The following is a 25,608-nucleotide window of genomic DNA, read 5'->3' as shown; positions in this document are numbered from 1 at the left end:
AAGCCGACAAGTGGACACACAAATGGAACCCATGCCGAACCGATATCGCCGACAACTCGAATCAACTACGTGGTTCCGCGGCTTGCCCGTCGAGTTACAGGACCATCTGATGAAAAATGCCAGCCTGGTCCGCCTGAACAAAGGGCAAGCGCTTTTCCGGTGTGGCGACGCCTCTCGTTGCTTGTACGCGGTGCTCGACGGTGCGCTTGCAATGGGGATGGTCGGTGTGGACGGCCAGCAAGCGTTGCTCGCCGTGCTCGGTCCAACCGCCTGGTTCGGGGAGGTATCCCTGTTCGATGGGCTTCCGCGCGCGTACGACGCGATCGCCGTCAGCCGGGCACTGGTGCTGCAAGTGCCGGAGGGCGCATTGCGCAGTCTGCTGGATGCCACGCCCCGGTACTGGTGCGATTTTGCCCAGTTGATGGCACATCGCCTGAGGGTGGTGTACAAGACCACCCAGGCGCTGACGGTGCTATCCGCGGCGCAGCGCGTCGCAGGCCGCTTGCTGATGATCGCCGGTGGGTATGACGGCCTCGTCGAGACGAAGAGTACGATCAGGCTTTCGCAGAGCAGCCTCGCTTCGATGGTGTCGCTGTCGCGACAAACGACCAATCAGGTCTTGAAGGAACTCGAACGCCAAGAGATCGTCAGTCTGAGGCTCGGCGAGATCACGATCCTGGATATTGCACGGTTGCGAGCGGCGGCGGAATCTAGCCCATCCGCCTAGAGATGCCAACGATATGGCGGAAGCCGTCCGGTCCTCAGGGTGCAAGTCGAATCCTGCCGCTCGCCGACAGGGCGAGCAGCCTGGATCGACAAGGATCACCGAAGCTCGCGGTTCAGGAAGTCGCGGGTTCGACCGTTGGCCAGGGCGGCAGCGGCGGCATCGTAGTGGGCGCCGTTGTTGCGGGAGAACGCGTGGCGCTGGCCGGGGTAGCTGTAGACCGCGACATCCGGTTTGCCCGCGAGCGCCGCCTTGATCGCCTCCTGAGCAGGCCTGGAGATGAACTCGTCCTCCTCCCCCAGGTGCATCAGCAGTGGCGCATGAAGGCCGCCCACCTCATCAAGGTATCGTTCGGTGTCGCCGCCGTGGTAGGCCACGGCGGCATCAACCTCGGAGCGGACCGCGGTGAGAAAGGCCATCAGGGCTCCCAGGCAATAGCCCAGCACGGCGACCTTCCCGGTGCACTCGGGTAGCCCCGCCGTGGTCGTGACGGTATCCTCGATGTCCCTCACGCCGGCGTCCCGGTCGAAGGCTTGATAGAGACGCAGTCCATGCTGCCAGTCAGGTTCTGACCTGACGTCGAGGTCGACGCCGGCCTCTTGTCGCCAGTACAGATCGGGCGCCACTGCGATGAAGCCCAGGCCGGCCAGTTCATCGCAATGCTTGCGGATATCGGCGTTGACCCCGAACACTTCCTGCAGCACCACGACAGCCGGCGCGGGTAGATCGGCCGGCCGCGCAATATAGGCTCCAAAGGCACCCTCCCGGCCCTCGATGACGATACGGCTTTCCATCGCTTTCTCCTTTAACGACGAAACTTCCCGGCGTCCCGCCGAGCTCGCCGGAACGTCACACGCAGCGCTTCGGCGCGCTCGCCAGGCGGTGGCCAGCCGGGCTGAAGCGCTGCCCCGGAGCGCCTATCCCTGCGCGGCGGCGACCGCCGCACAGGCCTTGCGGATGACGTCGAGCACAGCCTGCGGCTGTGAGAGCATCGGCACATGGCTGGCCTTGAGCTCGACGGTCGTAGCACCCATGCGCTTCGCTGCGAAACGTTCCAGGTCCGGATGGACGGTTCGGTCCTCCGTGGCGACGATCGACCAACTCGGCTTCGTGCGCCAGGCGATCCCCTCGTGCTTCTGGTTGAAGAGGTCGAGCGCCGGCGCGAAGTGGGTCGCATAGACGATCTCCTGCTCTTCCGGCGACAGATCCTGAGCGAACGCGGCCGGCCCGGAATGCTTCAGCCAGACGCGGCCGTTGGCCACCTCGATGTGGTTGAAGACTTCGGTCTTCGGGAATTTGTCCTGCTGCCCCTGCGACGTCTCGGTCTCATCCGGGCCCAGGGCGGCGATATACACCAGCGCAGCGACCCTGGGATCCATGCCGGCATGGGTGATGACCGTTCCGCCGTAGGAGTGGCCGACCAGCACCACCGGGCCTTCTACGCGTGCGATCGTGCGGACGGTCGCGTCGACATCGCCTTTGAGCGTATCGAGGCCATATTGCGCCGCCATCACGTCGTGCCCCTCCGCCTTCAGCGTCGGGATCAGCTTCTGAAAGCAGGACCCATCGGCCCAGATGCCGTGCGCGAATACGATACTTGGCTTCATCGTGCTCTCCTAAGGTGAGTGCTTGCGCGCCCCTCACTCAAAAAGATGCTGGTTGAGGAATTCAACGGTTCTCACGCTGGCCTTCGCGGCCGCCCCGGCGTCGAAATGCGCACCGTCATGGCGCGCGAACGCGTGCGAGCAGCCAACATAAGTCCGAATCTCGACACCGAGCGGCGTGAGGCGATCGCGGATCGCCTTCTGCGCGGCGGGGCCGATGGACTCGTCCTGATCGCCGAAGTGCATCAGCAGCGGCCCACGCACCGCCCTCGCCTCGCCGAGGAATTCATCCGTTCTTGCGCCGTAATAGCCGACGCCTGCATCGACGCCAACGCGCGCAGCGACCAGATAGGCCAGCAGCCCGCCGAGGCAGAACCCGACCACGCCAACGCGCCCGGTGCACCAGGTCATCGCGCGCGCCTGCTCGATCGTCGCTTGCAGGTCGGAAACGGCCTTGTCGAGGTCGAGCGCCGCGTATAACGCGAGCGCCTGCGGCCAGTCGGTCTTGTCGGACAGCTCGACGCGCGGCTGTTGACGCCAGTACAGATCGGGACTCACGGCGATGAACCCTTTCGATGCGAGCTCGTCGCAGGTCATGCGAAGGTCGGCATTGACGCCGAACGCTTCCTGCACGACCACCACGGCAGGCGCCGGCACCGAAACGGGTTCGGCCAGATAGGCGTAAAAGGTCCCGTCGGGCACAAGGACTTCGACGCTCGACGCCATGGCCACCTCCCTTTGCACGCGCGCGGCGACCGTCCTGCGGACGCACGACACGCCATACGGTCCGAGGATGCGCTTGCGGATCGCACGACCTAGGCTAGCCGCTGGCGGATGCGGGCGTCAGTGAATCGCGGTGAATCGTGGTGAATGGCGATCCATCGCGCCGCTGGAGCGGTCGAGGCACGCCGGGATCGGCGCCGGCTCGACTATCTGTCCATCAGCGCTTTCGCCTCCATGAGGTCAGGCGTTTTCAATCCTTCCGTGAACCACTCGAGCGTGCGCGCGAGCAACGCGTGGGATGCGTGATCGGGCGTTTCGCGGTGCAACTTCGCGAGGCTCGAAGCCGTGCGAAGCTGCCAGGCGCGCGCGCCCTGGCGCAGGGCGAGTTGAAGTGATCGTTGAAAAAGAGCTTCGGCGGCCGGCGCCGCGCTCGTACCCAACTGCGCAAGCAATAGCTCGCCTTTGGTGCGCAGCAACTCCGGCAGACACCACCGCTCATCGTTTCGCGACGATTGCTCGAGCGCCTCATCAACTGCACGCTGCGCCGCGTGCAGTTCACCGATGCTTCCGAGCGCGGCACTGAACTCGCAGAGCGCAGTCGTGTGATACAGCGCGAACCCGGCGTTGCGAAGCTCATTGATCGCTTGCGAAAGGAGTTCGATTCCCGCGCTTTTGTGGCCAAGCTTGATTTGAAGAATGCCACTGAAGCAACGGCCCATGCTCTGCCATAGCCGCAATTCGTGCCTCGCGGCGTGCTCGATCAACAACTGGACGTTGCGCCGGGCGGCCTCGAAGTCGCCGACGAGCAGCGCGACAGCGCACGCGGACTGTCCAAGCGCGTAGCACAGCGACAAAGAATGCCGGTGGGCCAATGCCTCATCGACGCTGGCCTGGGCTTCGCGAAACGCCTGATCGGGGTAGCCTTGCACCCAGAGAATCCGCGAAAAAAAGCCTCGGCCGGCCACGATCTGATCGAACTGAAAGCGACGGATCTGCGATTGATGGCTCGCAGCGGGCGGCCGGCTCAGCATCCGCTCGAAGTGCGTCCGCGCCTCGCCCTGCTCACCCAGGAAATAGAGCGAGGTCCCCACCAGCCGGTCGCCAACGAACCATGCGAGCGAATCGTCCACCTTCGAGGCAAGCTGCGCAAACTGCTTCGCAAGGGTCAGCCCGGTTGCGTGGTTATCGCCCGTGACCGTGTCGACCCAAAGCCCCCAAAGCGCACGCAGGCGATAGTCCGTGTTGTCGAGCCGCCCGGCAATCTGCAGGACCCTGGTCCAGACCGATCTCGCTTCAGGACCGGGTCCGATCGAATACAAGGCCACGCCGAGTGCGGTCTGGAGTTGCATGTCGATCCACTCATCGTCGATCTTCGCAGCGGCCATGGCCTCGATCGCGCGATAAATGCGGATCCGGCACTCGTTCATCAGCGAGAGCCTCAGCCAAAGCGGAACCGACGCGATCGATAGCTGGATACCGAGATTCAGATCCCCTCCCCCGGTCAAGGCCCAGTCGAGCGCAGCGCGGACATTGTCTGCCACGTTGCCTCGCGCACCGCGTTGAATACCGTCCAGGGGTTGTTGATCGGCTTCCTCCGTCTGCTGCAGAAGTTGCAGATACCAGGTCGCGTGCCGCTTCGCCAGCTCGTCGAATTCGCCGAGATCGAGAAGGCGTTTGCGTGCGTACGCAACCGTCGTATCAAGCAGTCGGTAGCGGGTCATGCCGCTGTTGATATCGGCAGAGACCAGTGACTTGTCGACGAGATTCGCCACGATGCCAAGCATGTCCGCGGCAGTGACGGCATCGTACGCGGCTACCCGGGCGGCCGCCTCCCTATCGAAGTAGCCTGCGAAGATGCCCAGCCTCCGGAAGACAATGCGCTCGACTTCCGGGAGCAGGTCGTAACTCCAGTCGAGCGTGACCATCAAGGTCTGCTGACGCGCTGGCGCGTCGCGCCGTCCCCCTGTCAACAGCGCAAAGCGGTCAGTCAGCAAAGACGACACCCCTTGCACGCCGAAAGCATCAACACGTCCCGCGGCAAGCTCGATGGCGAGAGGATTGCCGTCGAGCCTTCGGCAGATATCCGCGACAACGGGCGCAACCGGGTCGCCAAGCTGGAACGTGCTGAGACGCTCGGAGGTGCGCTCCACGAAGAGTTCGATCGACGCGTAGCCCATGGCACTCGACGCGGTCAGTGCATCCGACACCGTGGGGGTGCTCAACGGGGGCAGACGATGCAGGACCTCGCCCGTCACCTTGATCGGCTCGCGGCTCGTGGCAAGGATCTGCAGATCGGGCACGCCCTCGAGCAGTTCGGCGGCCATCGACGCAACCGCGTCGATCACGTGCTCGCAACTGTCGAGGACGATCAGCATGCGCTTGCCGGCGAGCCACGCAACGAGGCTTGGAATCGGGTTGTCCGAGCGGACGCCGCTGCCGAGCGCCGTGGCGAGCGCGCTTGGCACCAGCGCCGCTCCGCTTAGCGGTGCGAGATCGACAAAGCTCACCAGCCCGCCCGCCTCGGCCCGACGTTGGTGCGCGATGGCCAGCGCGACGGTCGTCTTGCCGATTCCACCGGGTCCGACGATCGTCACGATACGCGCGTCGAGAAGCTTCGAGCCAATCGTCTCGATCGCGCTTTCGCGCCCGACGAGGCGCCTGAGCCGGGACGGGATGCGCAACGCCGGCTGGAGTTCGTTGGTGAGCGGCGCGGACGGGGGCGCGCGCCCGATGTACTCGATGGCGGCAACGAAGCAATAGCCCCGGCCCGGTACGTTCACCACGTAGCGATGCTCGTGCCCATCGTCCTGCAGGGCTTTGCGCAGCGCCGCCACGTGGGTTTTCAGATTGCAGTCTTCAACGACAGTCCGCGGCCAGATCCTGCCAATCAGATCGCGCTTCTCCACCGTTTCACCGTGGCGCTCGACAAGCGCGATCAGGACTTCGAGCGCGCGACTGCCTATCGCGACCGATTCGCCGTCCTTCAATAGCTCGCGCCGTGCCGGAAGCAGCAAGAACGGGCCAAACGCGATGCCGTCATTCGGGGAGAGAGCATTGGGGTGCACGTCGAACTCCGCGATGGGTACGGGAGACAGCGTAACCGCAGATGCGAGCGTTGGCTGCGCCCGGCGACGTCCTCGACATCGTGCTGCACCAGCGGATCCTCAAACTGAGAGCTTGCCGATGATTTCGTCAGTCGAGACAATGGCGCATGCATAAGCCGGCATGTTGAACTGTAGCGAGGCGTCCATCTCGGCTTGTCCGAAGCTGCCGATGGCATCCTTCACGAGCGTGACTTCGTAGCCCAGCTCGGCCGCAAAACGAACGGTGGATTCAATGCAGGTGTTCGCGCGCATGCCAATCACGATGACCTTGCGCAGGCCATGCTTCTTGAGCTGAAAGTCTAGATCCGTGTTGGCGAACCCGCTCGAGAGCCAATGTTCCTGCGCGACGATCTCACCGGGGCGCGGTTCGAAATCAGGGTGAAAACTTCCGCCCCAGGTCCCGTCAGCAAAGACACGCCCCTTGTCGGTGGCGGCCCCGATGGGCGGAATAGTCTTCCAGTGATTGTGCAGATCGCTTTCGCGCCAACGATGGTGCGGGGCGATGAAGACTTGCACACCCGCCGCTCGAGCCGCAGCGAGGATCTGGCGCATATGCTCGACGACGTTGTTCGCCTCCAGGGTAGCGCGGCAGAGTTCATAGAGCTTGCCGCCCTCCGAGAGGAAGTCGTTATAGGGATCGACGATCAGCAGTCCCGTCAAATCGGGCTCATACGTCAGCCCGGACGCAGATTGATTGGCCATGTTGAGGATCCCTCCGGTACGTTGGATGTGTTGCTACAATATTTGAAGTCACACAGCTTGTAAAGGGCCAAGATTGGACCGATGAACGTTAGCGATCTTGGTTCGCTGCGCGGACAGGTTCAAAATGTGGGGTTTAATGAGGGATCGAGATGAAACAACAGGATACCGCCGAGACGATCTGTCCCCTTGCTCGTGCGGCTGCCGTCATTGCGGATCGCTGGACCATCTTGATTCTGCGCGAACTGAGAATGGGCAACGATCGCTTCGACGGCATTCAGGCACAGACCGGAATGTCGCCCAACCTGCTCGCCCAGCGCCTCAAAACCATGGAGGACAACGAACTTATCGAGCGGCGGCTCTATCAGGAGCGCCCCAAGCGGTACGCCTACTGCATCACAGAGAAGACGCGCGAGCTCGATGGGATGATGCTGACCCTACGCCTGTGGGGAATGCGGCACTGCGGGCTCGATCCGGAGGCTGAAAGCGCAGTGACGATGACGCATCGTCGGACCGGCGCGACCATCGACGCAGACTGGCAACCCGAAGAAGCCGACCTGCCTTTCAGCTTTAGCCAGGTTGAAACGCAGGTCAATCCATCGTGGGCGGCCGAACGCGCCGCTCGTGCGGAGGCCTTTTCTGTTGAGCGGAAGAACCAGGTTTCGAGGCGTGCCCCGCGAAAGCGCAATGCCGTTTCTGTTAAGGATTGATCTTTGATGCCGCCAGGTAGAACCGAATTAACAGGTTGAGCTCCGTGCGTCACCACATACGGGCCACGCGTCACATCTATGAGTTCGCACTAAACAGAAGCGGGTAATTGCAAGCTTCGTGAGGCGCTTGCAGACGTTCGCCATCTAACCGCCCGATGGGTTCCCGTCCCCACCCGCTATCAGAAGTCTATTTTGATAATGCTGGATCGCCAGACGCCAGTGCTTTCCAGCAACTGCCTATCCATAATGAATTTGGTGGCGATCCTCACCTGTCGGCTGTTCTCAGACGACTTGCAGGTCAGCAGTGTCAATTGGCGCCGCACGGGAAACGGCAAAGGGAGTATCTGGGCGGCGATCGAGTCAGGGTAAGCCGTGAGCCAAGGTATCACTGTGTAGCCCAGGCCGCGGCACACCATGGCCACGACACCACTCTCGCTGGAGAGCTGCCGCACTATCCTCCTGGCAAAGCCGGCCGAGCGGCACTGTTCCACTATCCACTCGGAGCCAGGCTGCTGCATGCTGATGAACGGTACGTCTGCCAATTGATCCGGGCAGGCTGGCGACTGCAACTCTAACGATGCCGGTGCAACGACAACGTACGGGTCCGAAATGAATGGCCGACCGCCTTCAAGATCGCCAGCGTCCACTCGTGTGATGCCGATGTCGGCTCCTTCTTGTCTAATCACGTCGACGACCTGGCCATAGCTGTGGCAGTTGTCGAGGATCTCCAGGTGAATGCCGGGATGACGCTCGGCCAGGGCTTCGACGACGTGTGGCAAAACATGGGTCGCCACGCTTCGTATGCAGGCCACCCGGACTGTCCCCCTGATCTCATTGTCAGTGCGGCTCATCTGGCTGATTTCATCGGCCAAAGACAAGATCTGCTTCGCTTTGGCAATGACTTGGTGCCCCAGCAACGTTGGCGAGCACCCTGTTCGGGAACGGATCAACAAGCGACCGCCGACATGTCGCTCCAGCTCGGAGATGGAGTGGCTGATCCGCGATTGCGTGCAGTTCAGCTCGAAGCTAGCGCCACTGAAGCTACCCGCCTGCACAACCGCAATCAGAATTTCGAGCTGACTCATTGTGACTTTACTCATTCGCATTCTCCCAGTCCCACGCGGGATTTCTTAATGCAATTTGCATGATTCGAGTAGCCCGTTGATGGCCTTCGCAGGCTGTTGAGCCTGGATCGCGTTTAGCGAGAGATTGATGGGTGTTATTGACATCGTTTTCATGATCTTTGGCAGCAGATGTGATGCGTGGAATGCCTACCTCATGCAAATACCGCCGCAAACCGGCAATTCAGCGGAAAATCGGATGTGCAAGCCTTCTGAAAATTGCTTCACTCGTCACGACGGAGTTCCTTGTTCCTTTCAACAGCTTTCAGGAAAGGTAGCTTCGCTCGTTCGGATGGTTTTTAAGAATTCTAAGGATACGCTGATCAATGAGCCTGCCACCGGTGATCCGGCGCATACGGCGCATACGGCGCATACGACTCGCGATTTTTAAGACATGAAGACCGTCGCAGCAAATTCTGGGCACCTGCGCGACCGACTTCCTGCATTTTTCACACGCTGAAAGTTAAATCGAAGGCAGCATCCCTAAGTATGCCTCATTTGGCGTGTGATCCTCCCAGCTCGCATGAGGTTATTTCCAGTTCTATAGTTCGAAAAATTCGCCGATGTAGGCCCGGGTGTGGCTGACTGACCGACTTATACGCTGTCAGGTAGACCTCTTAATATTTGATGCTGCGCCGTCCTTGCTCGACGAAAGCGTTGCCTGGCCGCGCGCGTTGCCGGCCATCGAAAGTGGTGCGTCTCGACTCAGCACTGCATCAGAGACCGTGCGCGCCGCGAACAGGCTGCCCCGATCGGTGTCAATTGTCTGAACCTCGTATGGGCCTTCGGGGGCGTTTTGTAACAGTCTGTAAATGAGTGCGGCCAGTTCCTTTCGTTACTTTCATCGGTTCATTTTTCCGCATTATCAGGCTCCGAGTATTCTACTTATTCCATTCCACTTATTCGCCTGTTCTAAAACCACGTGGCCGCCTCTACCTATTTGCGGAGTTGTTAGCGCACATCGATTCCGTATAAATGGGGACGTCCATCCCATTGCTCGCCATCTATCGAATGGCTTCATGTGTCACCGCGCAACTATCGTCTCAGTCGGTTGTGCACCGGAGGGCGCGGTTGGAGAATTATCTCCAGGAAGGCGACCAATGAATCGTCTGCTTCAGCAGCAAGTAAATGAATCCAGGTTTGTTGAGGCATGGAGAAGAAAAGCCATGCGTTGATTCAGACCCGGTGCCCCAGCGCATTGCCAAAACCAACCGGCGGATCGCCCTTTTATTGGCGCGATGGGATCGGTGCACCCTGGCGTGGTCGCGCGTTACACATCTACTTTAAGGAATCTATATGACCAGCAGTTCCATGACCGGAAGCAAGCTCTACGACTTGGCTATGCCGGTGTTTGACAGCCTGGAGAATCAGGAACTGCGCGCCACCCTCATCGAAGTCTTCAGCGAGAACATCGAGTCGCTGAAGAACATCGAACAGGTGTTTGTCGAGCTCACCTCGCAGGCGCACAGCAAGGATGCGCTGCGGTCCTTCTTCAATGGTTGGACGGCGGCTAACGCCTCCATCGCAAGCGTGTCGGGACTTGCGAACCGGGTCACACTCGAGGCGCGAAGACAAGACACGCCGGGTGCCGCGCAGCAGTTGTTCGATGTCTGCTACAGCCTGCAGCGCATATCCGACGAGGACCTTGGAGTCTTCGGTGGTCGTCTGCATTCCGATCTCTTCCACACTATGGCCACCACTGTGTGCTCGGATGAGCAGTGGATGCTCAAGGAATACTCAACGCCTTCGGCACGGGAATTCAAGGCATGGCGTGATTCGCAGCGACTCGGCGAGAACCTGCTGAATGCCATGCTGCTCACGTTGGCACACGAGATCTTCACTCACGCCGAGGTCGAATTCATCCAGCCGCTGTTCCAGGATTGGTTCACCCTGTATCTCGAGTTGCCACCGGAGAAGGTCAGCGTAGCGATGGCCTGGGTCAACGTACATACCGGTGGCACTGAGAGCACGCACTTCTTCCACGCCGTGGACGCACTTGAAGGGTATGCCGCCGTGACCGGCCTGACTATCGATCGCTCGCAGACGAAGAAGGTCTTCCGCGACTACCTGTCCAAGCGCTCGATCGTGATGTCAGACCTCGCGACAGCGTTCTGGAAGGACGAGGCAGCCTGTATATGACAACTCAGAGTCTGCGCCCCTTTATCGGCACCCATGAAACCGTCTTCCAGCACGGTGTCACGCTAAGGCGACTGTATCCGAACCGGCAGGTCGACCCGATCTGGTGGGGCTGCTCCATCGCCAGCGTGGCGCCGAAGAGCGAAAAGACGCCTCATGCGCATGACGAGCACGAGTCCTACCTGATCCTCTCCGGGCAGGGGATTGCCTGTATTGATGGAGAAGAAACCCGCATGTCGGCAGGTGATGTCCTGTATATCTCGCCTTTCGCAATGCATTCGATCAGGAATGAAGACCCGACAGTAAGCCTGGAATATCTGGCCACCTGGTGGGGTGGCGCGGATGCACAAGAGCGGATGCGCGACCACCTGACGTCGCACACCGGGGAAGATCCAAATGGCACTTGATACCATCAGCATCAGCACGGCGCTTAGAAACTATCTAGCCGAGAAAGCGCTTTCGGGGCAGGCATTGACGTCTGGCCAATTGCGCGCCTCCTTGGTCGAGCAAGGCTTTCCAGGTGCGGAACTGCGTGAGGCGCTCTTCAACTCCACGCAGCCAGCGGTCGTGGTCGACAACCTGCCTGCCGAGTCATTCGGTCGGCAGCCCGGCAAGGATGCGGCACCCGTTGCGGACTTCACGCTCCGTACCCTGATCACATCCGTCGGGCTGGAAGTATTCGGATACCCGCAGGAAAAGTCTGGCGCGCTATTCCACGATGTGTATCCGATAGAGGGAGCCGAGACGACCAATACCAACGCTGGCCGGGTTCCATTTGCGTTGCACACCGAGAACCCGGTGTTGCCCCGCGCGGTCCGCCCAGAGGTACTGGCGCTCTGCGGAATCAACAACGAGTCAGGCACCGAAACCATGATCCTGCCGATTTCTCGCCTTACGGCGCGGATGCCAGCAGACGTGCGAGCCGCACTTGAGTCGCCGATCTTCACGTTCCGCCAGAACGAGTCGTTCGAAATGAACGGCTATGCCATCCAGCGCAAGAACATGGTGATCTTGAGGCAACGCGACGGCTTCGATGAATTCCGCTGGGCGGCGGCTGTGAATCATCTGCAGTCGACTCCCGACGGCGATGCTGCCCTGAATTGGGTAAAAAGCATCTACGAAGATCTCTGCGAACGCGTGGTGCTACAGCCGGGGCAGGCCGTGATTTTCAATAACCACCGTTGCATCCATGGGCGTGGATCTGTTCAAGGGCGTCGCTGGCTGAAGCGTGCCTACGGCATCTCACCCTCGCCGCTGCTTTCGACTTCAGGGCTCATCGACATCTGGGACGCGCTTGCGCAGCCAGCGCTTGACCACACGTTCTGACTTGCCTGCGCGCCGCTCCTACTCGGGTGTCCTTCATCTCACGTTATTACCCCATGCATGAATCGACCTTGCTGGCGATCCTCGCCGTAGTCTATCTGCCGGTTATCCTGAGTCCGGGCCAGAACTTCCTTGCTGTCAGCCACTGTGCGATGAATGAGTCGCGGCTGAGCGGCATATCCGCCGCGTTGGGCGTGGCCTGCGGCAGTGCGACTTGGGCTATCGTGACGACCACCGGACTGGCCTTTCTGGTCGAGTCGATGGGATGGTTGAAGACCGGGTTGCAGATCTTCGGCAGCCTTTACCTGATTAACCTCGGGCTAACCATTTGGCGCCAGGCCAAGGTGCCGATGCCTGCAGCAATGGATTTTAGCGACCGCCCGAACCTCTACGAATCGTTCAAGTTCGGGCTGACGACCAATCTCACGAATCCTAAGGCGCTGGTTTTCAACACATCCATGTTCTCTGCGTTACTGACGCCGGAGGTTTCGCCACTGACCCGCGCCGCCTGCGTCTTCCTGATCTTTGCACTGTCCGCATCCTGGCATTTGTCGCTGGCGTGCATGTTTTCGTTAAGGCATGTCCGGCAGGGCTATGTCAAAGCGAAGGTCTGGATCGGTCGTGGTACCGGCGCGATCCTCTTGCTGTTTGGCTTTTCCACGCTCGCGGAATTGGCACGGCAACTCTGAACTCTTCGAGATAGAGCAGTTCAATCCGAACCCATCCATTAGAAACCTTTTAGACCTGGGAAATCACTATGCAGATTCGAAGAGCCAGCACCGACATTGTGACGGCCGAGTATGGGGGCGACTTCCGTCGTATCTATCCTTGGGCTGGCGTTGCCACCCCACCTTGGGGTTCAGCGCTGATGACCATCGCCCCGGGGGCATCATCAAGCCGGCACAACCATGACGAGGAGGAGACGTTCATCATCCTCGCCGGGGAAGGCGTTATGAATGTCGATGACGAGGCGCAAGAGGTGAAGCGCGGCGATGTGATCTATCTGCCGCGATTCAGTCACCACCACCTGCAGAACACGTCGCTCACCACCGCACTTGAATTTTTAACCATTTGGTGGGGCGCACCTGAGGCAGCCTGACGATCAAGCCACAAATAGAAAAAACATGAAAACGGTCATCATTACCGCCACACCCCCCACGCCCAATGGCGATCTGCATATCGGCCACCTATCTGGCCCGTACCTGAATGCCGATGTATTTTCACGCTACGTACGACTGACGGGTGTCAAGCCGCTCTACGTCTCGTTCTCCGACCACAACCAGACGTATGTTGTGACGACCGCTGCCAAGACCGGGGAGGCACCGCAAGCGCTGGCGGATCGCTATGCCGATAGCATTCGAGAAACGCTGCAGTTGGCAAACATTCAGACTGACACCTTCCACAACCCGGATGCAAGGCACAACGAGTTCGTACGCGGTTTCTTCTCGGAGTTGTTCAGAAATGGCAAGCTCAAAAAGAAGACCCGGCAGACGCTCGTGAACGCCGACACCGGCGAGCATGTCTTCGAGGCCTACCTCAAGGGCAACTGCCAGATCTGCTTCTCGGAGACCGCTGGCGCCATATGCGAAGCTTGCGGACACCCCAACGATCCGTCGAACATCGATTCGCCACGCATTGGGTTGTCGCCGGAGACTGCCTTGGCGCAGAAGCCGATGGAACTGGTGTACCTCGAGCTGGAGTCCTATCGGGAACAGATTCGCAATTTCTATGCGGCCAAGAAGGGGCAATGGCGTCCTCATATCCTCGAACTCGTCGACGAACTACTTGCCAAGCCGTTGGCCGACTATCCCGTGACCTACCGCTCGGAGTGGGGCATCGCAGCACCGTTCCCGGATTGCCAGGGGCAGGTACTGAACGTCTGGGCTGAGATGTTCCCGGGCTTGATCAATGCAGCCAACCTCGTTGCCGAGCGTGACGGAAATAGTTCGGACACCTCATCCGGATGGAACGATCAGTCGCAGGTCATCCAGTTTTTGGGCTACGACAACTCGTTCTTTTTCGCATTTGTGCATTTGGCGCTGGCCTTTGCCAGCGAGGGGAAGTATGCACCGCCGGCTTACATCGTGACGAACGAGTTCTATGAACTCGACAACTTCAAGTTCTCCACGAGCAAGCGACACGTGATCTGGGGACGCGATATCTTGAAAGATGTGCCCGCGGACCCGCTTCGCTTTTATCTGAGCCTCAGCAATCCCGAGGGGCAGAAGATGAACTTCACGCTCAACGGCTTCAAGAATCTCACCCACAAGCGTCTGCAAGCTCCTTGGCGCAGCCTGATCTCGACGCTCTCAGGCTTGCTGCAGACCCAGGGCCTGCAGCAGATCGCGCTGAATCCGTCGAACTTCGATCTGAGTCCCATCTATCGGGAAGCTCAATCCCGGTTCCAGCGCTTCTACAGCGTTGAAGCGTTCAGCCTGCAACGTGTGGCCGAACACCTGAGCCAGCTTGTGGGATGGTGCGCGTCTCGGGCCGAATCGTTGAGCGCTCAAACGCCTGGTGCTGCGACGGCTGAATTGCATGCGCTGGTGTATATGGTGGTCTGGATTCTCCCTGTGGTCAGCGCCCCGCTAATGCCTGACTTTTCTGCCGAAATCAGGCGTCGCGTGGGCTTGAAGCCTGTGGAGCACTGGAGCGAAACCAGTACCTCGGATCGGATCGACGCAATCGGCCTGGTCTCGCTTGGTACTTTGCTCGACTTCTAAACAAATGATTCCGCGCAAAGCATAGGTAGTCGGCCATCTGATTGCTCGGCCGGATCTGAACTTCCGGAAGAATTCGCGAGTATCGAAATCCGGGTGTACTTGGTGCGTACCGCAAGATGGTACGCACCGCGATTCCCTATGCATGTTTTGCATGCTTCACAGAGAGACCACCAAATGATCTATGACGTCATCGGTATAGGGTTTGGCCCGGCCAACATCGCGCTGGCAGTGGCGCTTGAAGAAAGTGGCTTCAGTGGAACACGGCTTTTCCTGGAACGCAAACAGAGTGCGGGGTGGCAGGAAAACATGCTGCTGCCAGGTTCCGACATCCAGAACCATCCGCTGCGTGATTTGGTGACCCCCGCCAATCCGCGTAGTCGTTATTCCTTCACCAACTTCCTCCACGAAAACAACAGGCTGTTCGAGTTCCTGAATCTGGGCATCACTTTTCCCCTGCGGCAGGAGTATGCCCAGTACGTGCGCTGGGTCGCACAATCGTTCTCGAAGTGGGTTCGCTACGACACCCGGGTAGACAGTCTGTCGGTGGACGATGAGAGTGGCTCCGACGGTCCAGTTTTCTCCATCTCTACGCCATCAGGCGTGTACAAGGCGCGCAGCGTGGTTGTTGCGCCTGGTCGCAGCCCGAACATCCCACGGCCCTTCCAACACCTGCTCGGTCCGCGCGCATTCCACCTTACCGAATACAATGCCCGGATCGAAGCGCTTGGGCCGCAACTGGCTGAGGGCGGCGCCATCGCCGTGGTTGGAGCGAGCCAGAGCGGTGTGGAAATCGTTCTCGATCTGGCACGGCGCTTTCCTCGCGCGGAAGTCCACTCGATTATCAGGTCGTATGGTTTCCGCCTAAAGGACACCAGCCCATTCAGCGACGAGATCTACTTTCCAGAATTCGTTGACTACTACTTCAACGCGTCGCCGTCCGGCAAGGCGCGTCTGAACGCTGAACTGCGAAGCACGAACTACTCGTCCGTGGACGGTGACGTTTTGCACCAGCTGTACATGGCGCGGTACCAACAGCGGCTTGACGGCCGGGATCGGCTGTATATGCACCAAAACGCCGATATCACGGCGGTGACGCCGGACGACGAGCGGCTCGCGATCGACGTCACGAACCACATCAGCGGGCATGCCAGCAAGATCGAGGTCGAAGCGGTAGTGCTGGCCACAGGGTTCAAGAACTTTGGACGTGGCGGCAAGGAGGAATTGGTCCATCCGCTGCTGCTGCAGGTGGCCGAGCACTTGGCCATCGATCCCGCACTCGGCGTCGGAGTCAATCGGAACTATTCGGCCCAGCTGCGAGATGGCGCCAGACTGCCCCCCTTGTTCTTGAACGGGCTTTGCGAGTCGAGTCATGGCTTCGGGGACGCAGGCTCTTTCAGTCTTCTCGCGCTGCGTGCCCGCGAGATTGCAACTGCGTTGCGGGAAATCACGCAGGTCCAGTCGCCGTGCGAACTTGAGCATGTGTGAGCGAGTCATGCCAAAGGGAGCGAATCCATCGATATGGATGGCTGAATGGAACGCAATTCACTCTACGACAGCCATCTCGAACGCTGACCTACCTGCCCACGCCAGTGCTGACATTGCCGTGGTGGGGGCAGGCCTGACCGGCCTGGCGCTCGCCTATCGGCTCGCCGTGGCGGGGAGAAGCGTCATCGTTCTTGAGGCGGACCGGGTTGGAAGCGGGGCATCGCTTCGAAATGCGGGATTTTGCACGGCGTCGGCTCCGTTGGATGCCAGCACGATCCTCCGCCGATGGGGAACCCGGGCCGGGCTTTCGATTCTGCGGTGGTTCTACGACGCGCCTTCGGCCGTGCGCAATCTTTTGTTGGAGCTTGATGAAGATGCCGGATGGACGCCGAGCACGCGTCTCGTGTTGGCTCGAACACCTGCGGACAGTCATCGGTTGCACCATGAAGCCCAAACGTTGCGCCAGGTACTTGGCCGGGATGTCCGCTACGTCCCTGCCCCAGAGGTACCGAAACACATTGGCTTCGGCCGATTCGAAGGGGCGCTCCGCGACGAAGACAGTGCGTGCGTGAACCCGGCGAGGCTGCTGGCCGCCCTGATGCGCGGCTGCCTGTCTGCGGGCGCGCGCATCTTCGAGCGTGCGCCGGTGGTCAGCTACACACGGAGCACCAAGGGCTTCTATTCGCTTCAACATAACGACGGCATCGTGGAAGCCAATCAGATCATTTTCGCGACTCAAGGCGACGTGAGCGCTCTGGGCATGGGTCAAAGGAGATTGGCCATCCCCGTGGGCAGTTTCATCGCCGCGACGCTTCCTCTAGGAGCAGAAGAGCGCGCCAGGCTGGCACCTGCGAGCACCGTGTTTTCGACCAGCAGTCGGTTCCCAAACTACTTTCGGCTGTCCGAGGACGGTCGGCTGCTCTTTGGTGGACGCCGCTCGCTGGCTCTCCAGGCTTCACCCGACCGAATCGCAGCAGAGTTGCTCGCCGATCTCCAACGCGTGCTACCCGGGCTCGATTATGAGTTTGATCGTTGCTGGGGCGGGCAACTGTCCTTCACGGTCGACCGGATGCCGCTCGCTGGACAACTGGGCGAAAACGTCTACTTCCTGGGCGGGTATTGCGGTCATGGCGTTCCGACATCCATCGCCTGCGCGAACGATCTGTCGCGTCTGCTCATTGATCCCCAGGCGCAGGTGCCGGAATTCTTCCGCAACCATCTGGCGCCTTCGCTGCATCCCAGGGCTGCCACCTTCTTCCTGCCCGCCATATCGGCCTACTACAGGGCGAGAGATCACCTGGACGAACTGCGCGTCTCACAACATGAACGAGGAATCGAATGAACATCGCTTTTGCTGAGGACCACGAAAGCCCAAGTGTGGCCGTCCCGCTCGAGAGCTCGCTGTCGCTGATCAACTCGCAGGAATCAGCCGTGCGCAGCTACTGCCGCGGCACGCCCATCGTGTTCGAGAAGGCGAATGGCAGTTGCCTGTTCGACGAATCAGGCAACTGCTACATCGACTTTCTGTGCGCAGCGGGCTCAGTCAACTATGGCCACAACGACCCACACATCAAGAAGTCACTGGTCGACTACATGACCAGCAATGGCGTTCTGCAGACGCTGGACTTCGCCACCGGTGCCAAGGCGGAGTTTTTGCGCAAATTCCGCGACATCATCCTTGCCCCGCGCCAGTTGCAGTACCGGGTGCAGTTCACGGGGCCGACCGGCACGAACGCTGTAGAAGCCGCAGTCAAACTGGCGCGCAAGCATACAGCACGCCGTCCCGTCGTGGCGTTTACGAACGCCTATCACGGAGTGTCGCTCGGCGCGCTCGCGTTGACGGGGAATCAATCCAAACGGAAGGCTGCGGGCGTGTCGCTAGGGGACGTCATCCGCCTTCCATATGACGGCTATCTCGGCGCATCGGTCGATACAGCGGAGCTAGCACGCACGTTGTTCAACGACCCGAGCAGCGGCTTTGACGCGCCTGCCGCCTTCATCGTGGAGACGGTACAGGGAGAAGGTGGGCTCAACGTTGCTTCTGCCGGATGGCTCCAATCGATCGCGAGGCTGGCGAAAGACCTGGGGGCTCTCTTGATTGTTGATGACATTCAGGCCGGTTGTGGCCGGGCGGGGAGGTTTTTCAGCTTCGAGGAGCTGGGGGTGACTCCGGATCTGGTCTGCCTTTCGAAGTCGATCAGTGGATCGGGATTGCCAATGGCACTGACGCTGATTCGTCCACACCTCGATGTCTGGGAACCGGGCGAGCACAACGGCACCTTTCGTGGGAATAACCTGGCGTTCGTCGGTGCAAGCGCCGCGATCGACTATTGGGCACAGGGTGAATTTGAGCTGGGAATTGCGAAGCGCGCGACGATGATCGAAACCGTATTGCGAGAAGTGTGTATACAGCATTTGGAAGGTCGCGCGCGTGTGGTCGGCAAAAGCTTATTCACCGGTTTGAGGTTTGAAGTACCGCAAGCCGCTGAGCGGATCCGGCTCGGGATGCTTCGGCGCGGCGTTCTGGCAGAAACCTGTGGTCCTCGCGATGAGGTGCTGAAGATCATGCCCGCACTGAACATTCCAGAGAACCTGCTTGTCCAGGGACTTGAAGCCTTGACGGCCAGTGCAGCGGAATTTGCAGATTGAAGTGGCGCACTTCACCAAACATAAGTCAAGCGGTCCTTGCTCTGACTCCCGTGTAGACACATCGCGGGAATATCTGAGGCTGTGGGACCATTAGCGATAGACTCAGTCAAAGGCGAACAATGAACGATCTGACAAAACTTCTCCACTTCGATCAAAAATCAGCTGGACCTCACGGCGAATTGCATGCCCCGGTGTATCGCAACATTGCCTATCACTATGAGAAGAGCGCCGATATTGAACAGGTGTTTCAAGGCAAACGCAAAGGCTACAGCTACGGGCGTCAAGGTAACCCGACCACCGCAGCGTTAGAAAAGAAGATCACGCTGCTCGAGCAGGGCGTGGACACCGCTGCGTTCGCGACTGGCATGGGGGCGATCAGTGCCATGTTGTTTGCGTTGCTACGTTCAGGCGATCACGTGGTAGCGTCAAGTTATCTTTTCGGCAATACACGCAGCCTTTTTGAATCCTTCGAGCGCTTCGGCGTAAAGGTCGAATTCACGGACACGACGGACGTCTCGAATGTTGAGCGCCTGCTGACGCCGCAGACGCGAATGGTCTTCGTAGAGACGATTGCGAATCCACGTACGCAAGTTTCCGACCTTGCCCGCATCGGTGAACTCTGCGCAAAACTCGGCACACTGTACGTGGTGGACAACACAATGACCTCACCTGCGTTGTTCAAGCCTGGACGCGTGGGGGCCTCATTGGTCGTGAACTCGTTGTCGAAATACATCGCGGGTCATGGTGTATGTCTCGGAGGTAGCGTGACCGATACGGGGCTGTTTGACTGGTCGAGGTTTTCGAATATTCTTGAAACCTACCGTTCAGTCAGTCCGGGCGAGTGGGGCATGCTGCAGATCCGTAAAAAGGGCCTGCGCGACATGGGGGCAACGCTCTCCCCCGATTCAGCGAACCTCATCGCGCTCGGATTAGAGTCCCTGGAGATGCGCATGGAACGCATCTCGTCAAACGCCTTGCAGCTAGCAGCGTTTCTCGAAGGGCATAAGCTGGTTGAGAAGGTGTACTACCCCGGATCAATCAATCACCCACAGCACGGGCTAGCCACCACGCTGTTCTCTGCATGCAGCGGGCTGATGAGCTTCGAGATTGCGCCGGCCGTCGATGTCAATCGCTTTATTGACGGACTTACATGTTTCGCATGTTCCAGCAATCTCGGCGACACGCGCTCGCTATTGATACCCGTAGCCACCACGATATTCTATGAGTTGAGCGCAACTCGCCGCTGTGAGATGGACATTTCCGAGCGTCTGATTCGACTCTCAGTCGGCATTGAGCCTCTCGGCGACCTTCTCCAGGACTTAGACAGGGCGTTGCAAGCCGCTGCCGACTGAAAGCTTTGAATTACCTCGGAGCGATACAGTCAAGCCAACTGAAAACGGAGTGGAGCCCCGCCTTCGGAGGTGCGTTTGCAACTTGCGAGATGCGCCAGGAAAGTAAGCACTCGACCAGCACCGTGGTGTAGGTCGTTGACGACAGGAGAGTCGCGATGCTACCGACGACATGCCGTAGTCACCACGTCAGCTGCCGACCGCTGCGAGCGCCAAGCGACTCTCCCGCAACGATGCCCCCCCCTGTAGCCTGCGGCGATAACCTCGCCATCGTGACCGCTACCGGTTGGCTAATTTACAGTGCAGCGCCGCGGAATCGTTAGCAATTAGACTGAGCAGTCTCCAGTGGATATGTCCACTTGAATGGCCGTTGTATCCAGGTATCTGCCATCGAAGCTTCACTGGGTCAAATGGCGGCTAAGGGTCGGAAAGACTCATTCGTCGATAAAGAGAGGAGACATTCGTCGGCACGGGTTTGCGATTGTCAGCGAAGCACCCTTCAGCCGCTACACAGCGGCTGATCGGCGACCGTCGGCTTTGGCCGAAAAGCTCTCATTAGACGTCGGCCAGCTCTCGGCTCGGACCACCCCTTCCAATGATGGCTCTTTGCGACCAGCGAGCTGGCAGTAATTGGCCTGGTGCCGGCTCATGACCTTTGCATACGCAACTCCAACCTCGCTAGCCTTCGCTCAGCGGCACCCCGGTTTCAATCATCAATCGCCTGATAGACCAACGACTGAAAGTGCTGTGCAATCCTGCACTGCGTTGCCCAATAGAGCTGAACCATCAGAACGCACGCCATGTCTTCACGCGGATCCGCCAGCCACATCGTGCCGTAGGCGCCAGGCCAGCCGTATCGTCCGGCAGAGCCCAGCGTCGCCTGAAAAGCGACGTTGTCGGTCACGGACACGCCGAGACCGAATCCCTGCGCCGCCCAGAAGCCAGGCATCCCCATGAACGGCGTGGCGCGCTCCTCAGGGGTGAGGAAATTCGTCGTCATCAGCTCGACTGAATGACGCGACAGAAGGCGTGTATCGCCTGAGCGACCGCTCCCGATCATTAGACATGCGAACTTCATATAGTCGTCCGCGGTCGATACAAGCCCCGCGCCGCCCGACGGGAATGCGCCCGGATTCCAGACGCGGCGTTCGGGATGATCATGAGCGATCAACTGGCCACGTGTCTCGCCAGCCACATACCCCACGGTCAGCCGATCGGAGTCCTGCGCTCGCACGCCGAAACGCGTATCGCGCATGCCCAGCGGTTCGAAGATCCGCTCCCTGAGAAAAGCCTCGAATGAGCAGCCGGCGACCCGTCCGACCAGGAGCCCCAGCACATCAGTGGAAAAGCCGTAATGCCAGCGTGCGCCCGGTTCGAACATCAACGGCAAAGCACCGAGTTGCTTCAGCCATGCGTCCGGGTCGCCGTTCGGCAAGACTTCGGCATTGAAGCCGAAAAGCGCTTCGGCCAGCGCGCCTTGCGCCGTGACCGGATACGCAAGGCCAGAGCGATGCAGCAACAAATCCCGCACCGTGATGCCGCGTGGCGCGGGATACACGTCGTCGAGCGGCCCATTCGGATCGCGCAGCACCCGTGGATTGTCGAATTCCGGCATCCAGCGCGCAATGGGGTCGTCCAGCAGAAGGCGGCCCTCCTCGATCAACATCATTGCCGCGACACTGGTGATCGGCTTGGTCATCGACGCGATCCGGAATAGCGAATCGCGCCGCATCGGCTCGCGTGTTTCGACGTCCTGGTAGCCAAGCACGTCACAATGCGCCAGCGCGCCCTTGCGATAGACCATTGCGACCACGCCAGCGACTTCCTGGCGCTCGACGTATTCGCTCAACCGGGCCGAGAGGCGTTTCAGGCGTTCGGGTGACATACCTGTTGTGTTGGTTTGCATGGCGTGAATGTTGTTCTCTCTTCGATCATTCCAGTGTCATTGGACATCGCTTTCCGGTTGACGCGAAGGCGTGCGATTTAGTCTCCGAAATATTTATCTGGAACGTTTCGCTGACAACATTTGCCGTTCGCAAAGCTGCCGAAAATTTTTCATACAATTGCAGAAGCGGCATCATCCAATTGGACGATGTGGCGGGGTGACACGAAGGCGTTGGGACGGGCGACACAATGCGCCCTGCGTGATGCTGCCGGCGACCGTTGATGGCGTGAGCCAGTCGCACGAATGTCACGCGGGGTCCACAAATCTCCCCAGCATCGCCGTCTTCGACGATCACAGTGAGGTATGCTCGACACCATGGATATCGGCGGCTTCGATCTCAATCTCCTGAAGGCATTCGACGCGCTTTATGCAGAGCGTCACGTCACGCGCGCCGGGCTGCGTATCGGCCTCAGCCAGTCGGCGATGAGCGGCGCCCTGACCCGCCTGCGTGAGATCTTCGAAGATGAGCTGTTCTTGCGCACGCCATCGGGCATGCAGCCGACCCCGCGGGCTCACGATCTTGCTGGCCCCATATCCAATGCGCTGCGGCTTGTAAGGGGCGCGTTAGGCGCCGACAGTTTCGAGCCGGCAACTGCCGGTGACGCGTTCACGATCGCGATGAACGACTATGCCGCTTTCGTGCTCCTGCCGCCGCTGCTGGCACGCCTTGGCACCGAGGCGCCCAACGTCGATGTGCATGTGCACGGAACGTTCGGCCGGGACGAAGCAATCGAACTCCTCGACAGCGGCGAAGTCAGCCTCGCGATCGGCTTCCCGGTCGAAGCCTCGCCACGCATCCTCAAGCGCCCCGTGCTCCAGGAGGACTTTTCCTGCATCGCGCGTCCCGACCACCCCGCATTCGCGCAGGGCGCCAGCCTCGACGCCTTCGCGGCCGCGCCTCATCTGCTGGTCTCTCCCGAGGGCGACCGCTCGAGTGTGGTCGATCGCGAGCTGGCCAAGCTGGGGCTCGGGCGGCGCGTGGTACTGAGCTTGCCGCAATTCCTGGTCGCGCCCTTCGTGATCGCCGAGACCGATCTCGTCGCGACGCTCGCCTCCCGTGTCGCCCGGCGGTTCGCAGCGTCCGGGGTCGGCATCTGCGTCCATCAACCGCCAATCGAATTGCCGACCTGGACGCTTGCGATGATGTGGCATCGACGCGCGGATGCCCACCCCGCCACCTGCTGGCTGCAAAACGTCATCGCCGAGGTCGCCGCCTCGGTTTGACGTCATCGGCGCGGGCGATATCGGACCATCAGAACTTGCGATTTCCCTTTGAAATCGCGGCCTCCTATCATTGCCCGCATCGACATTGGAAGAGGTGACGGACATGCGTGTATTGGTGACGGGAGCAACCGGGTTGATCGGCGGCGCTGTGGCGCGTCGCTTGATGGCGGGTGACCATGAGGTCGTGGGACTCGCGCGTTCGGAAACGAGTGCGAGCAAGCTCGCCGGCGAGGGATTTGCGGTGATGCACGGCGATCTTGCCGATTCGGCGAGCGTCGCTTCTGCCGCTCGTGGCGTCGACGCGGTTATTCATGCCGCCTCGCCGGGCGACCAGAATACGGCCACTTATGACAAAGCTGCGACGCGCTCGATCATCGAAGCCCTGCGCGGGACGGGCAAGCGTTTTATCTATACGAGCGGTTGTCTGATCTACGGCTCGACCGGCGACACCCCCGCAACCGAAGACAGCCCGCGCAAGCCACTCGAGCTTGTGCGCTGGCGCGAGGAGCTCGAAGACGAGATCCTCGCGGCTGCGGCCACGGGCGTTCACCCGAGCGTAATTCGGCCAGGCTGGGTTTACGGCAACGGGGGTGGCGCCGCGATGATGATGTACGGCGCGGCCAGGGAGTATGGCGTGGCGCGCTTCGTGGGCGACGGGCGAAACCGCTGGTCGACGGTTCACGCTGACGACCTCGCCGACCTCTATGCGCTCATGCTTGAACGGGCGCCGGTTAGCTCGGTCTTCAACGGCGTTCACGGAGCGGCGACGCCCCTGATCGACATCGCGCGCGCGGCGAGCGAGGCCGCCGGCGCCGAGGGCCGCGTAGCGGCATGGCCACTCGACGAGGCGCGCCAGTCGCTCTGGGTATTCGCCGACGCGATCGCCTGCGATCAGGTCGTTTCCGGGGAAAAGGCACAACGCGAGCTTGGATGGCGTCCGTCGCGGCGCTCTATCGTCGAGGAGTTGCGTTCCAGCGTGTCGGCGGCCGCTTGAGCTGCCGGTAGCGGTTCAACTGCCCGACCCCAAGGGTCGTCGATTCGCGCGTAGTGAATGAATCATCATCAGTATTCCTGCATTTATATCGCAACGTGCGAGCTCGCGGGCTCGCCTAAGTCTTGAGAGTCGTTTAAATGTTACATACGGTTTCTATCTGGCTTCTCGTTGTCGCTTTCTCCGCTGCGGGGCTGTTTAACGCGATCGGCACGCGTGCCAATCGGGACAACTTTGCCCGATGGGGCTATCCCCACTGGTGGCATCGCGCCACCGGCGTCCTGGAGATGACGTGTGCGGCCTTGATCGCATTTCCCGCTACCCGTGGGGTGGGCCTGATCCTTGGTGTCGTCATCATCGCTGCGGCGATTTTTACGGTTATGCGTCACCGTGATCTTTCTCACCTTGCTCCGCTCGGCGTCTTCCTGGTTATGCTCGCGGTTGGGGGAATCACTTTTTAGCGTGATTCAGCAGGTTTGGTGGGGCTTCTTGCTGGCATTGGCCTTAACTTGTTTTCGCGGCGGGCCGCAGGTGTTGCCCCTGTGCGGGGCGGCACCTACTTTTCTTTGCAGCCGCAAAGAAAAGTAGGCAAAAGAAAGCGGCTCACACCGCTAGTGTGACGCAGTCCACCACTGCCCTTCTCACCGGATCGGCTCCGGGGCATCCGTCTCCCCGCACACTCCGACTTAGTGACAAAGGGCTCATTCTTCCCGCCACGCGCTACGCGCGGGCGGAAGGGTTTGCAAGGAAAACCGGGTGGACTGGCCGGCGAATGCGCTGGGGATGCCACCCGGTAAATGCGCGAAAGTGCGGACCGGTAAATGCGCCGGAGTGCTGATCGGTGAATGCACAGGCGTGCTGGTTGGCGAATGCGTGAGCGAGCCTCCGATCGAATACGCTGGAGTCCTACGAAAACGCATGCGTTCCCACTGGTTTTGGATATACCCCACGGCGCGCGCAGCGCCGCCGGATGGATGAGCCCTTAGTCACTCCGCTATACGCTCCGTGATGGCAGACGCCCCGGAGCCGCTCCGATATACAGGGCAGTGGGGGACTGCGTCATACTGGCGGTTTGAGCGGCTTTCTTTTGCCTACTTT

23 protein-coding genes are annotated in these 25,608 nt (G+C 60.2%); 16 read left to right on the top strand and 7 right to left on the bottom strand.

Features of this window, described 5'->3' with window-relative positions:
• Positions 1 to 22 precede the first annotated feature (22 nt).
• A complete protein-coding gene (locus E1956_RS34095; protein ID WP_134757489.1) occupies positions 23 to 727 on the top strand; it encodes a Crp/Fnr family transcriptional regulator in 705 nt (234 codons plus the stop codon).
• Between the two features lie 95 nt (positions 728 to 822).
• Here the strand turns inward: E1956_RS34095 and E1956_RS34090 are convergent, their stop codons facing one another.
• The 5 genes from E1956_RS34090 to E1956_RS34070 form a co-directional block, all read right to left on the bottom strand.
• Entirely contained in the window at positions 823 to 1,518 is a 696-nt protein-coding gene (locus E1956_RS34090; protein WP_134757487.1) for a dienelactone hydrolase family protein, read from the bottom strand.
• Between the two features lie 123 nt (positions 1,519 to 1,641).
• Complete coding sequence (locus E1956_RS34085; RefSeq protein ID WP_134757485.1) at positions 1,642 to 2,331, bottom strand: alpha/beta fold hydrolase; 690 nt, start codon at positions 2,329 to 2,331, stop codon at positions 1,642 to 1,644.
• Between the two features lie 33 nt (positions 2,332 to 2,364).
• Positions 2,365 to 3,054 (bottom strand): dienelactone hydrolase family protein, encoded by a 690-nt coding sequence (locus E1956_RS34080; RefSeq protein ID WP_134757483.1) that lies wholly within the window; start codon positions 3,052 to 3,054, stop codon positions 2,365 to 2,367.
• Between the two features lie 203 nt (positions 3,055 to 3,257).
• Positions 3,258 to 6,116, bottom strand: coding sequence for an ATP-binding protein (locus tag E1956_RS34075; protein WP_167760204.1), 2,859 nt, complete (start codon positions 6,114 to 6,116; stop codon positions 3,258 to 3,260).
• Between the two features lie 99 nt (positions 6,117 to 6,215).
• Entirely contained in the window at positions 6,216 to 6,815 is a 600-nt protein-coding gene (locus E1956_RS34070; RefSeq protein WP_232071984.1) for a cysteine hydrolase family protein, read from the bottom strand.
• Positions 6,816 to 7,006: 191 nt separating this feature from the next.
• On the opposite strand from E1956_RS34070, the gene E1956_RS34065 reads away from it, so the two are divergent.
• Entirely contained in the window at positions 7,007 to 7,564 is a 558-nt protein-coding gene (locus E1956_RS34065) for a winged helix-turn-helix transcriptional regulator (protein WP_134757476.1), read from the top strand.
• 179 nt (positions 7,565 to 7,743) lie between these two features.
• Here E1956_RS34065 and E1956_RS34060 read toward each other — a convergent pair whose 3' ends face one another.
• Complete coding sequence (locus E1956_RS34060) at positions 7,744 to 8,664, bottom strand: LysR family transcriptional regulator (protein WP_167760203.1); 921 nt, start codon at positions 8,662 to 8,664, stop codon at positions 7,744 to 7,746.
• Positions 8,665 to 8,776: 112 nt separating this feature from the next.
• On the opposite strand from E1956_RS34060, the gene E1956_RS34055 reads away from it, so the two are divergent.
• From E1956_RS34055 to E1956_RS34005, 11 genes are all read left to right on the top strand, one after another.
• Entirely contained in the window at positions 8,777 to 9,076 is a 300-nt protein-coding gene (locus E1956_RS34055; protein WP_134757472.1) for a hypothetical protein, read from the top strand.
• Positions 9,077 to 9,981: 905 nt separating this feature from the next.
• Positions 9,982 to 10,824 carry a hypothetical protein gene (locus tag E1956_RS34050; RefSeq protein WP_134757470.1) on the top strand — a complete coding sequence of 281 codons (843 nt, stop codon included), beginning with the start codon at positions 9,982 to 9,984 and terminating at the stop codon, positions 10,822 to 10,824.
• A complete protein-coding gene (locus E1956_RS34045; RefSeq protein WP_134757468.1) occupies positions 10,821 to 11,228 on the top strand; it encodes a cupin domain-containing protein in 408 nt (135 codons plus the stop codon). Before E1956_RS34050 ends, E1956_RS34045 begins: the two co-directional genes overlap by 4 nt.
• Positions 11,218 to 12,147, top strand: a complete 930-nt coding sequence (locus E1956_RS34040) for a TauD/TfdA family dioxygenase (RefSeq protein WP_134757466.1) — start codon at positions 11,218 to 11,220, stop codon at positions 12,145 to 12,147. Before E1956_RS34045 ends, E1956_RS34040 begins: the two co-directional genes overlap by 11 nt.
• Positions 12,148 to 12,200: 53 nt before the next feature.
• A complete protein-coding gene (locus tag E1956_RS34035; RefSeq protein ID WP_134757464.1) occupies positions 12,201 to 12,833 on the top strand; it encodes a LysE family transporter in 633 nt (210 codons plus the stop codon).
• 68 nt (positions 12,834 to 12,901) lie between these two features.
• Positions 12,902 to 13,243, top strand: a complete 342-nt coding sequence (locus E1956_RS34030) for a cupin domain-containing protein (protein ID WP_134757462.1) — start codon at positions 12,902 to 12,904, stop codon at positions 13,241 to 13,243.
• Between the two features lie 25 nt (positions 13,244 to 13,268).
• On the top strand, positions 13,269 to 14,867 hold the full coding sequence (locus E1956_RS34025) for a class I tRNA ligase family protein (protein ID WP_134757460.1): 1,599 nt from the start codon (positions 13,269 to 13,271) through the stop codon (positions 14,865 to 14,867).
• A gap of 174 nt (positions 14,868 to 15,041) precedes the next feature.
• Positions 15,042 to 16,352, top strand: coding sequence for a lysine N(6)-hydroxylase/L-ornithine N(5)-oxygenase family protein (locus tag E1956_RS34020; RefSeq protein WP_197732940.1), 1,311 nt, complete (start codon positions 15,042 to 15,044; stop codon positions 16,350 to 16,352).
• Positions 16,353 to 16,389: 37 nt separating this feature from the next.
• Positions 16,390 to 17,694: an NAD(P)/FAD-dependent oxidoreductase gene (locus tag E1956_RS34015; RefSeq protein ID WP_167760202.1), complete on the top strand. Its 1,305-nt coding sequence runs from the start codon at positions 16,390 to 16,392 to the stop codon at positions 17,692 to 17,694.
• Positions 17,691 to 19,001: a diaminobutyrate--2-oxoglutarate transaminase gene (gene ectB / locus E1956_RS34010; protein ID WP_134757454.1), complete on the top strand. Its 1,311-nt coding sequence runs from the start codon at positions 17,691 to 17,693 to the stop codon at positions 18,999 to 19,001. Before E1956_RS34015 ends, ectB begins: the two co-directional genes overlap by 4 nt.
• 119 nt (positions 19,002 to 19,120) lie before the next feature.
• Positions 19,121 to 20,353 carry a cystathionine gamma-synthase family protein gene (locus E1956_RS34005; RefSeq protein WP_134757452.1) on the top strand — a complete coding sequence of 411 codons (1,233 nt, stop codon included), beginning with the start codon at positions 19,121 to 19,123 and terminating at the stop codon, positions 20,351 to 20,353.
• A gap of 703 nt (positions 20,354 to 21,056) precedes the next feature.
• On the opposite strand, the gene E1956_RS34000 is transcribed toward E1956_RS34005, so the two are convergent.
• Positions 21,057 to 22,256, bottom strand: a complete 1,200-nt coding sequence (locus E1956_RS34000; protein WP_134757450.1) for a serine hydrolase domain-containing protein — start codon at positions 22,254 to 22,256, stop codon at positions 21,057 to 21,059.
• 342 nt (positions 22,257 to 22,598) lie between these two features.
• Between E1956_RS34000 and E1956_RS33995 the strand changes: the two genes are divergently transcribed.
• The 3 genes from E1956_RS33995 (at position 22,599) to E1956_RS33985 (ending at position 24,971) form a co-directional block, all read left to right on the top strand.
• On the top strand, positions 22,599 to 23,519 hold the full coding sequence (locus E1956_RS33995) for a LysR family transcriptional regulator (RefSeq protein WP_197732939.1): 921 nt from the start codon (positions 22,599 to 22,601) through the stop codon (positions 23,517 to 23,519).
• A 103-nt stretch (positions 23,520 to 23,622) separates the two neighbouring features.
• Complete coding sequence (locus E1956_RS33990; RefSeq protein ID WP_134757448.1) at positions 23,623 to 24,513, top strand: NAD-dependent epimerase/dehydratase family protein; 891 nt, start codon at positions 23,623 to 23,625, stop codon at positions 24,511 to 24,513.
• Positions 24,514 to 24,650: 137 nt separating this feature from the next.
• A complete protein-coding gene (locus E1956_RS33985) occupies positions 24,651 to 24,971 on the top strand; it encodes a DoxX family protein (RefSeq protein ID WP_134757446.1) in 321 nt (106 codons plus the stop codon).
• Positions 24,972 to 25,608: the final 637 nt, after the last annotated feature.

This window comes from Paraburkholderia pallida (genome assembly GCF_004524855.1).
Taxonomy (GTDB): domain Bacteria; phylum Pseudomonadota; class Gammaproteobacteria; order Burkholderiales; family Burkholderiaceae; genus Paraburkholderia; species Paraburkholderia oxyphila.
The sequence above is the reverse complement of the archived record's forward strand: the minus strand, read 5'-3'. Positions and strand labels throughout refer to the sequence as shown.

Excerpts from the sequence above, each read along its gene's own strand:
- E1956_RS34065 (WP_134757476.1), top strand. The coding sequence starts at position 7,007 with ATGAAACAACAGGATACCGCCGAGACGATCTGTCCCCTTGCTCGTGCG.
- ectB (WP_134757454.1), top strand. The coding sequence starts at position 17,691 with ATGAACATCGCTTTTGCTGAGGACCACGAAAGCCCAAGTGTGGCCGTC.
- E1956_RS34045 (WP_134757468.1), top strand. The coding sequence starts at position 10,821 with ATGACAACTCAGAGTCTGCGCCCCTTTATCGGCACCCATGAAACCGTC.
- E1956_RS34095 (WP_134757489.1), top strand. The coding sequence starts at position 23 with ATGGAACCCATGCCGAACCGATATCGCCGACAACTCGAATCAACTACG.
- E1956_RS34025 (WP_134757460.1), top strand. The coding sequence starts at position 13,269 with ATGAAAACGGTCATCATTACCGCCACACCCCCCACGCCCAATGGCGAT.
- E1956_RS34055 (WP_134757472.1), top strand. The coding sequence starts at position 8,777 with ATGGGTGTTATTGACATCGTTTTCATGATCTTTGGCAGCAGATGTGAT.
- E1956_RS33995 (WP_197732939.1), top strand. The coding sequence starts at position 22,599 with ATGCTCGACACCATGGATATCGGCGGCTTCGATCTCAATCTCCTGAAG.
- E1956_RS34090 (WP_134757487.1), bottom strand. The coding sequence starts at position 1,518 with ATGGAAAGCCGTATCGTCATCGAGGGCCGGGAGGGTGCCTTTGGAGCC.
- E1956_RS34015 (WP_167760202.1), top strand. The coding sequence starts at position 16,390 with ATGGCTGAATGGAACGCAATTCACTCTACGACAGCCATCTCGAACGCT.
- E1956_RS34005 (WP_134757452.1), top strand. The coding sequence starts at position 19,121 with ATGAACGATCTGACAAAACTTCTCCACTTCGATCAAAAATCAGCTGGA.
- E1956_RS34030 (WP_134757462.1), top strand. The coding sequence starts at position 12,902 with ATGCAGATTCGAAGAGCCAGCACCGACATTGTGACGGCCGAGTATGGG.
- E1956_RS34040 (WP_134757466.1), top strand. The coding sequence starts at position 11,218 with ATGGCACTTGATACCATCAGCATCAGCACGGCGCTTAGAAACTATCTA.
- E1956_RS34035 (WP_134757464.1), top strand. The coding sequence starts at position 12,201 with ATGCATGAATCGACCTTGCTGGCGATCCTCGCCGTAGTCTATCTGCCG.
- E1956_RS33985 (WP_134757446.1), top strand. The coding sequence starts at position 24,651 with ATGTTACATACGGTTTCTATCTGGCTTCTCGTTGTCGCTTTCTCCGCT.
- E1956_RS34085 (WP_134757485.1), bottom strand. The coding sequence starts at position 2,331 with ATGAAGCCAAGTATCGTATTCGCGCACGGCATCTGGGCCGATGGGTCC.
- E1956_RS33990 (WP_134757448.1), top strand. The coding sequence starts at position 23,623 with ATGCGTGTATTGGTGACGGGAGCAACCGGGTTGATCGGCGGCGCTGTG.
- E1956_RS34050 (WP_134757470.1), top strand. The coding sequence starts at position 9,982 with ATGACCAGCAGTTCCATGACCGGAAGCAAGCTCTACGACTTGGCTATG.
- E1956_RS34080 (WP_134757483.1), bottom strand. The coding sequence starts at position 3,054 with ATGGCGTCGAGCGTCGAAGTCCTTGTGCCCGACGGGACCTTTTACGCC.
- E1956_RS34060 (WP_167760203.1), bottom strand. The coding sequence starts at position 8,664 with ATGAGTAAAGTCACAATGAGTCAGCTCGAAATTCTGATTGCGGTTGTG.
- E1956_RS34000 (WP_134757450.1), bottom strand. The coding sequence starts at position 22,256 with ATGCAAACCAACACAACAGGTATGTCACCCGAACGCCTGAAACGCCTC.
- E1956_RS34020 (WP_197732940.1), top strand. The coding sequence starts at position 15,042 with ATGATCTATGACGTCATCGGTATAGGGTTTGGCCCGGCCAACATCGCG.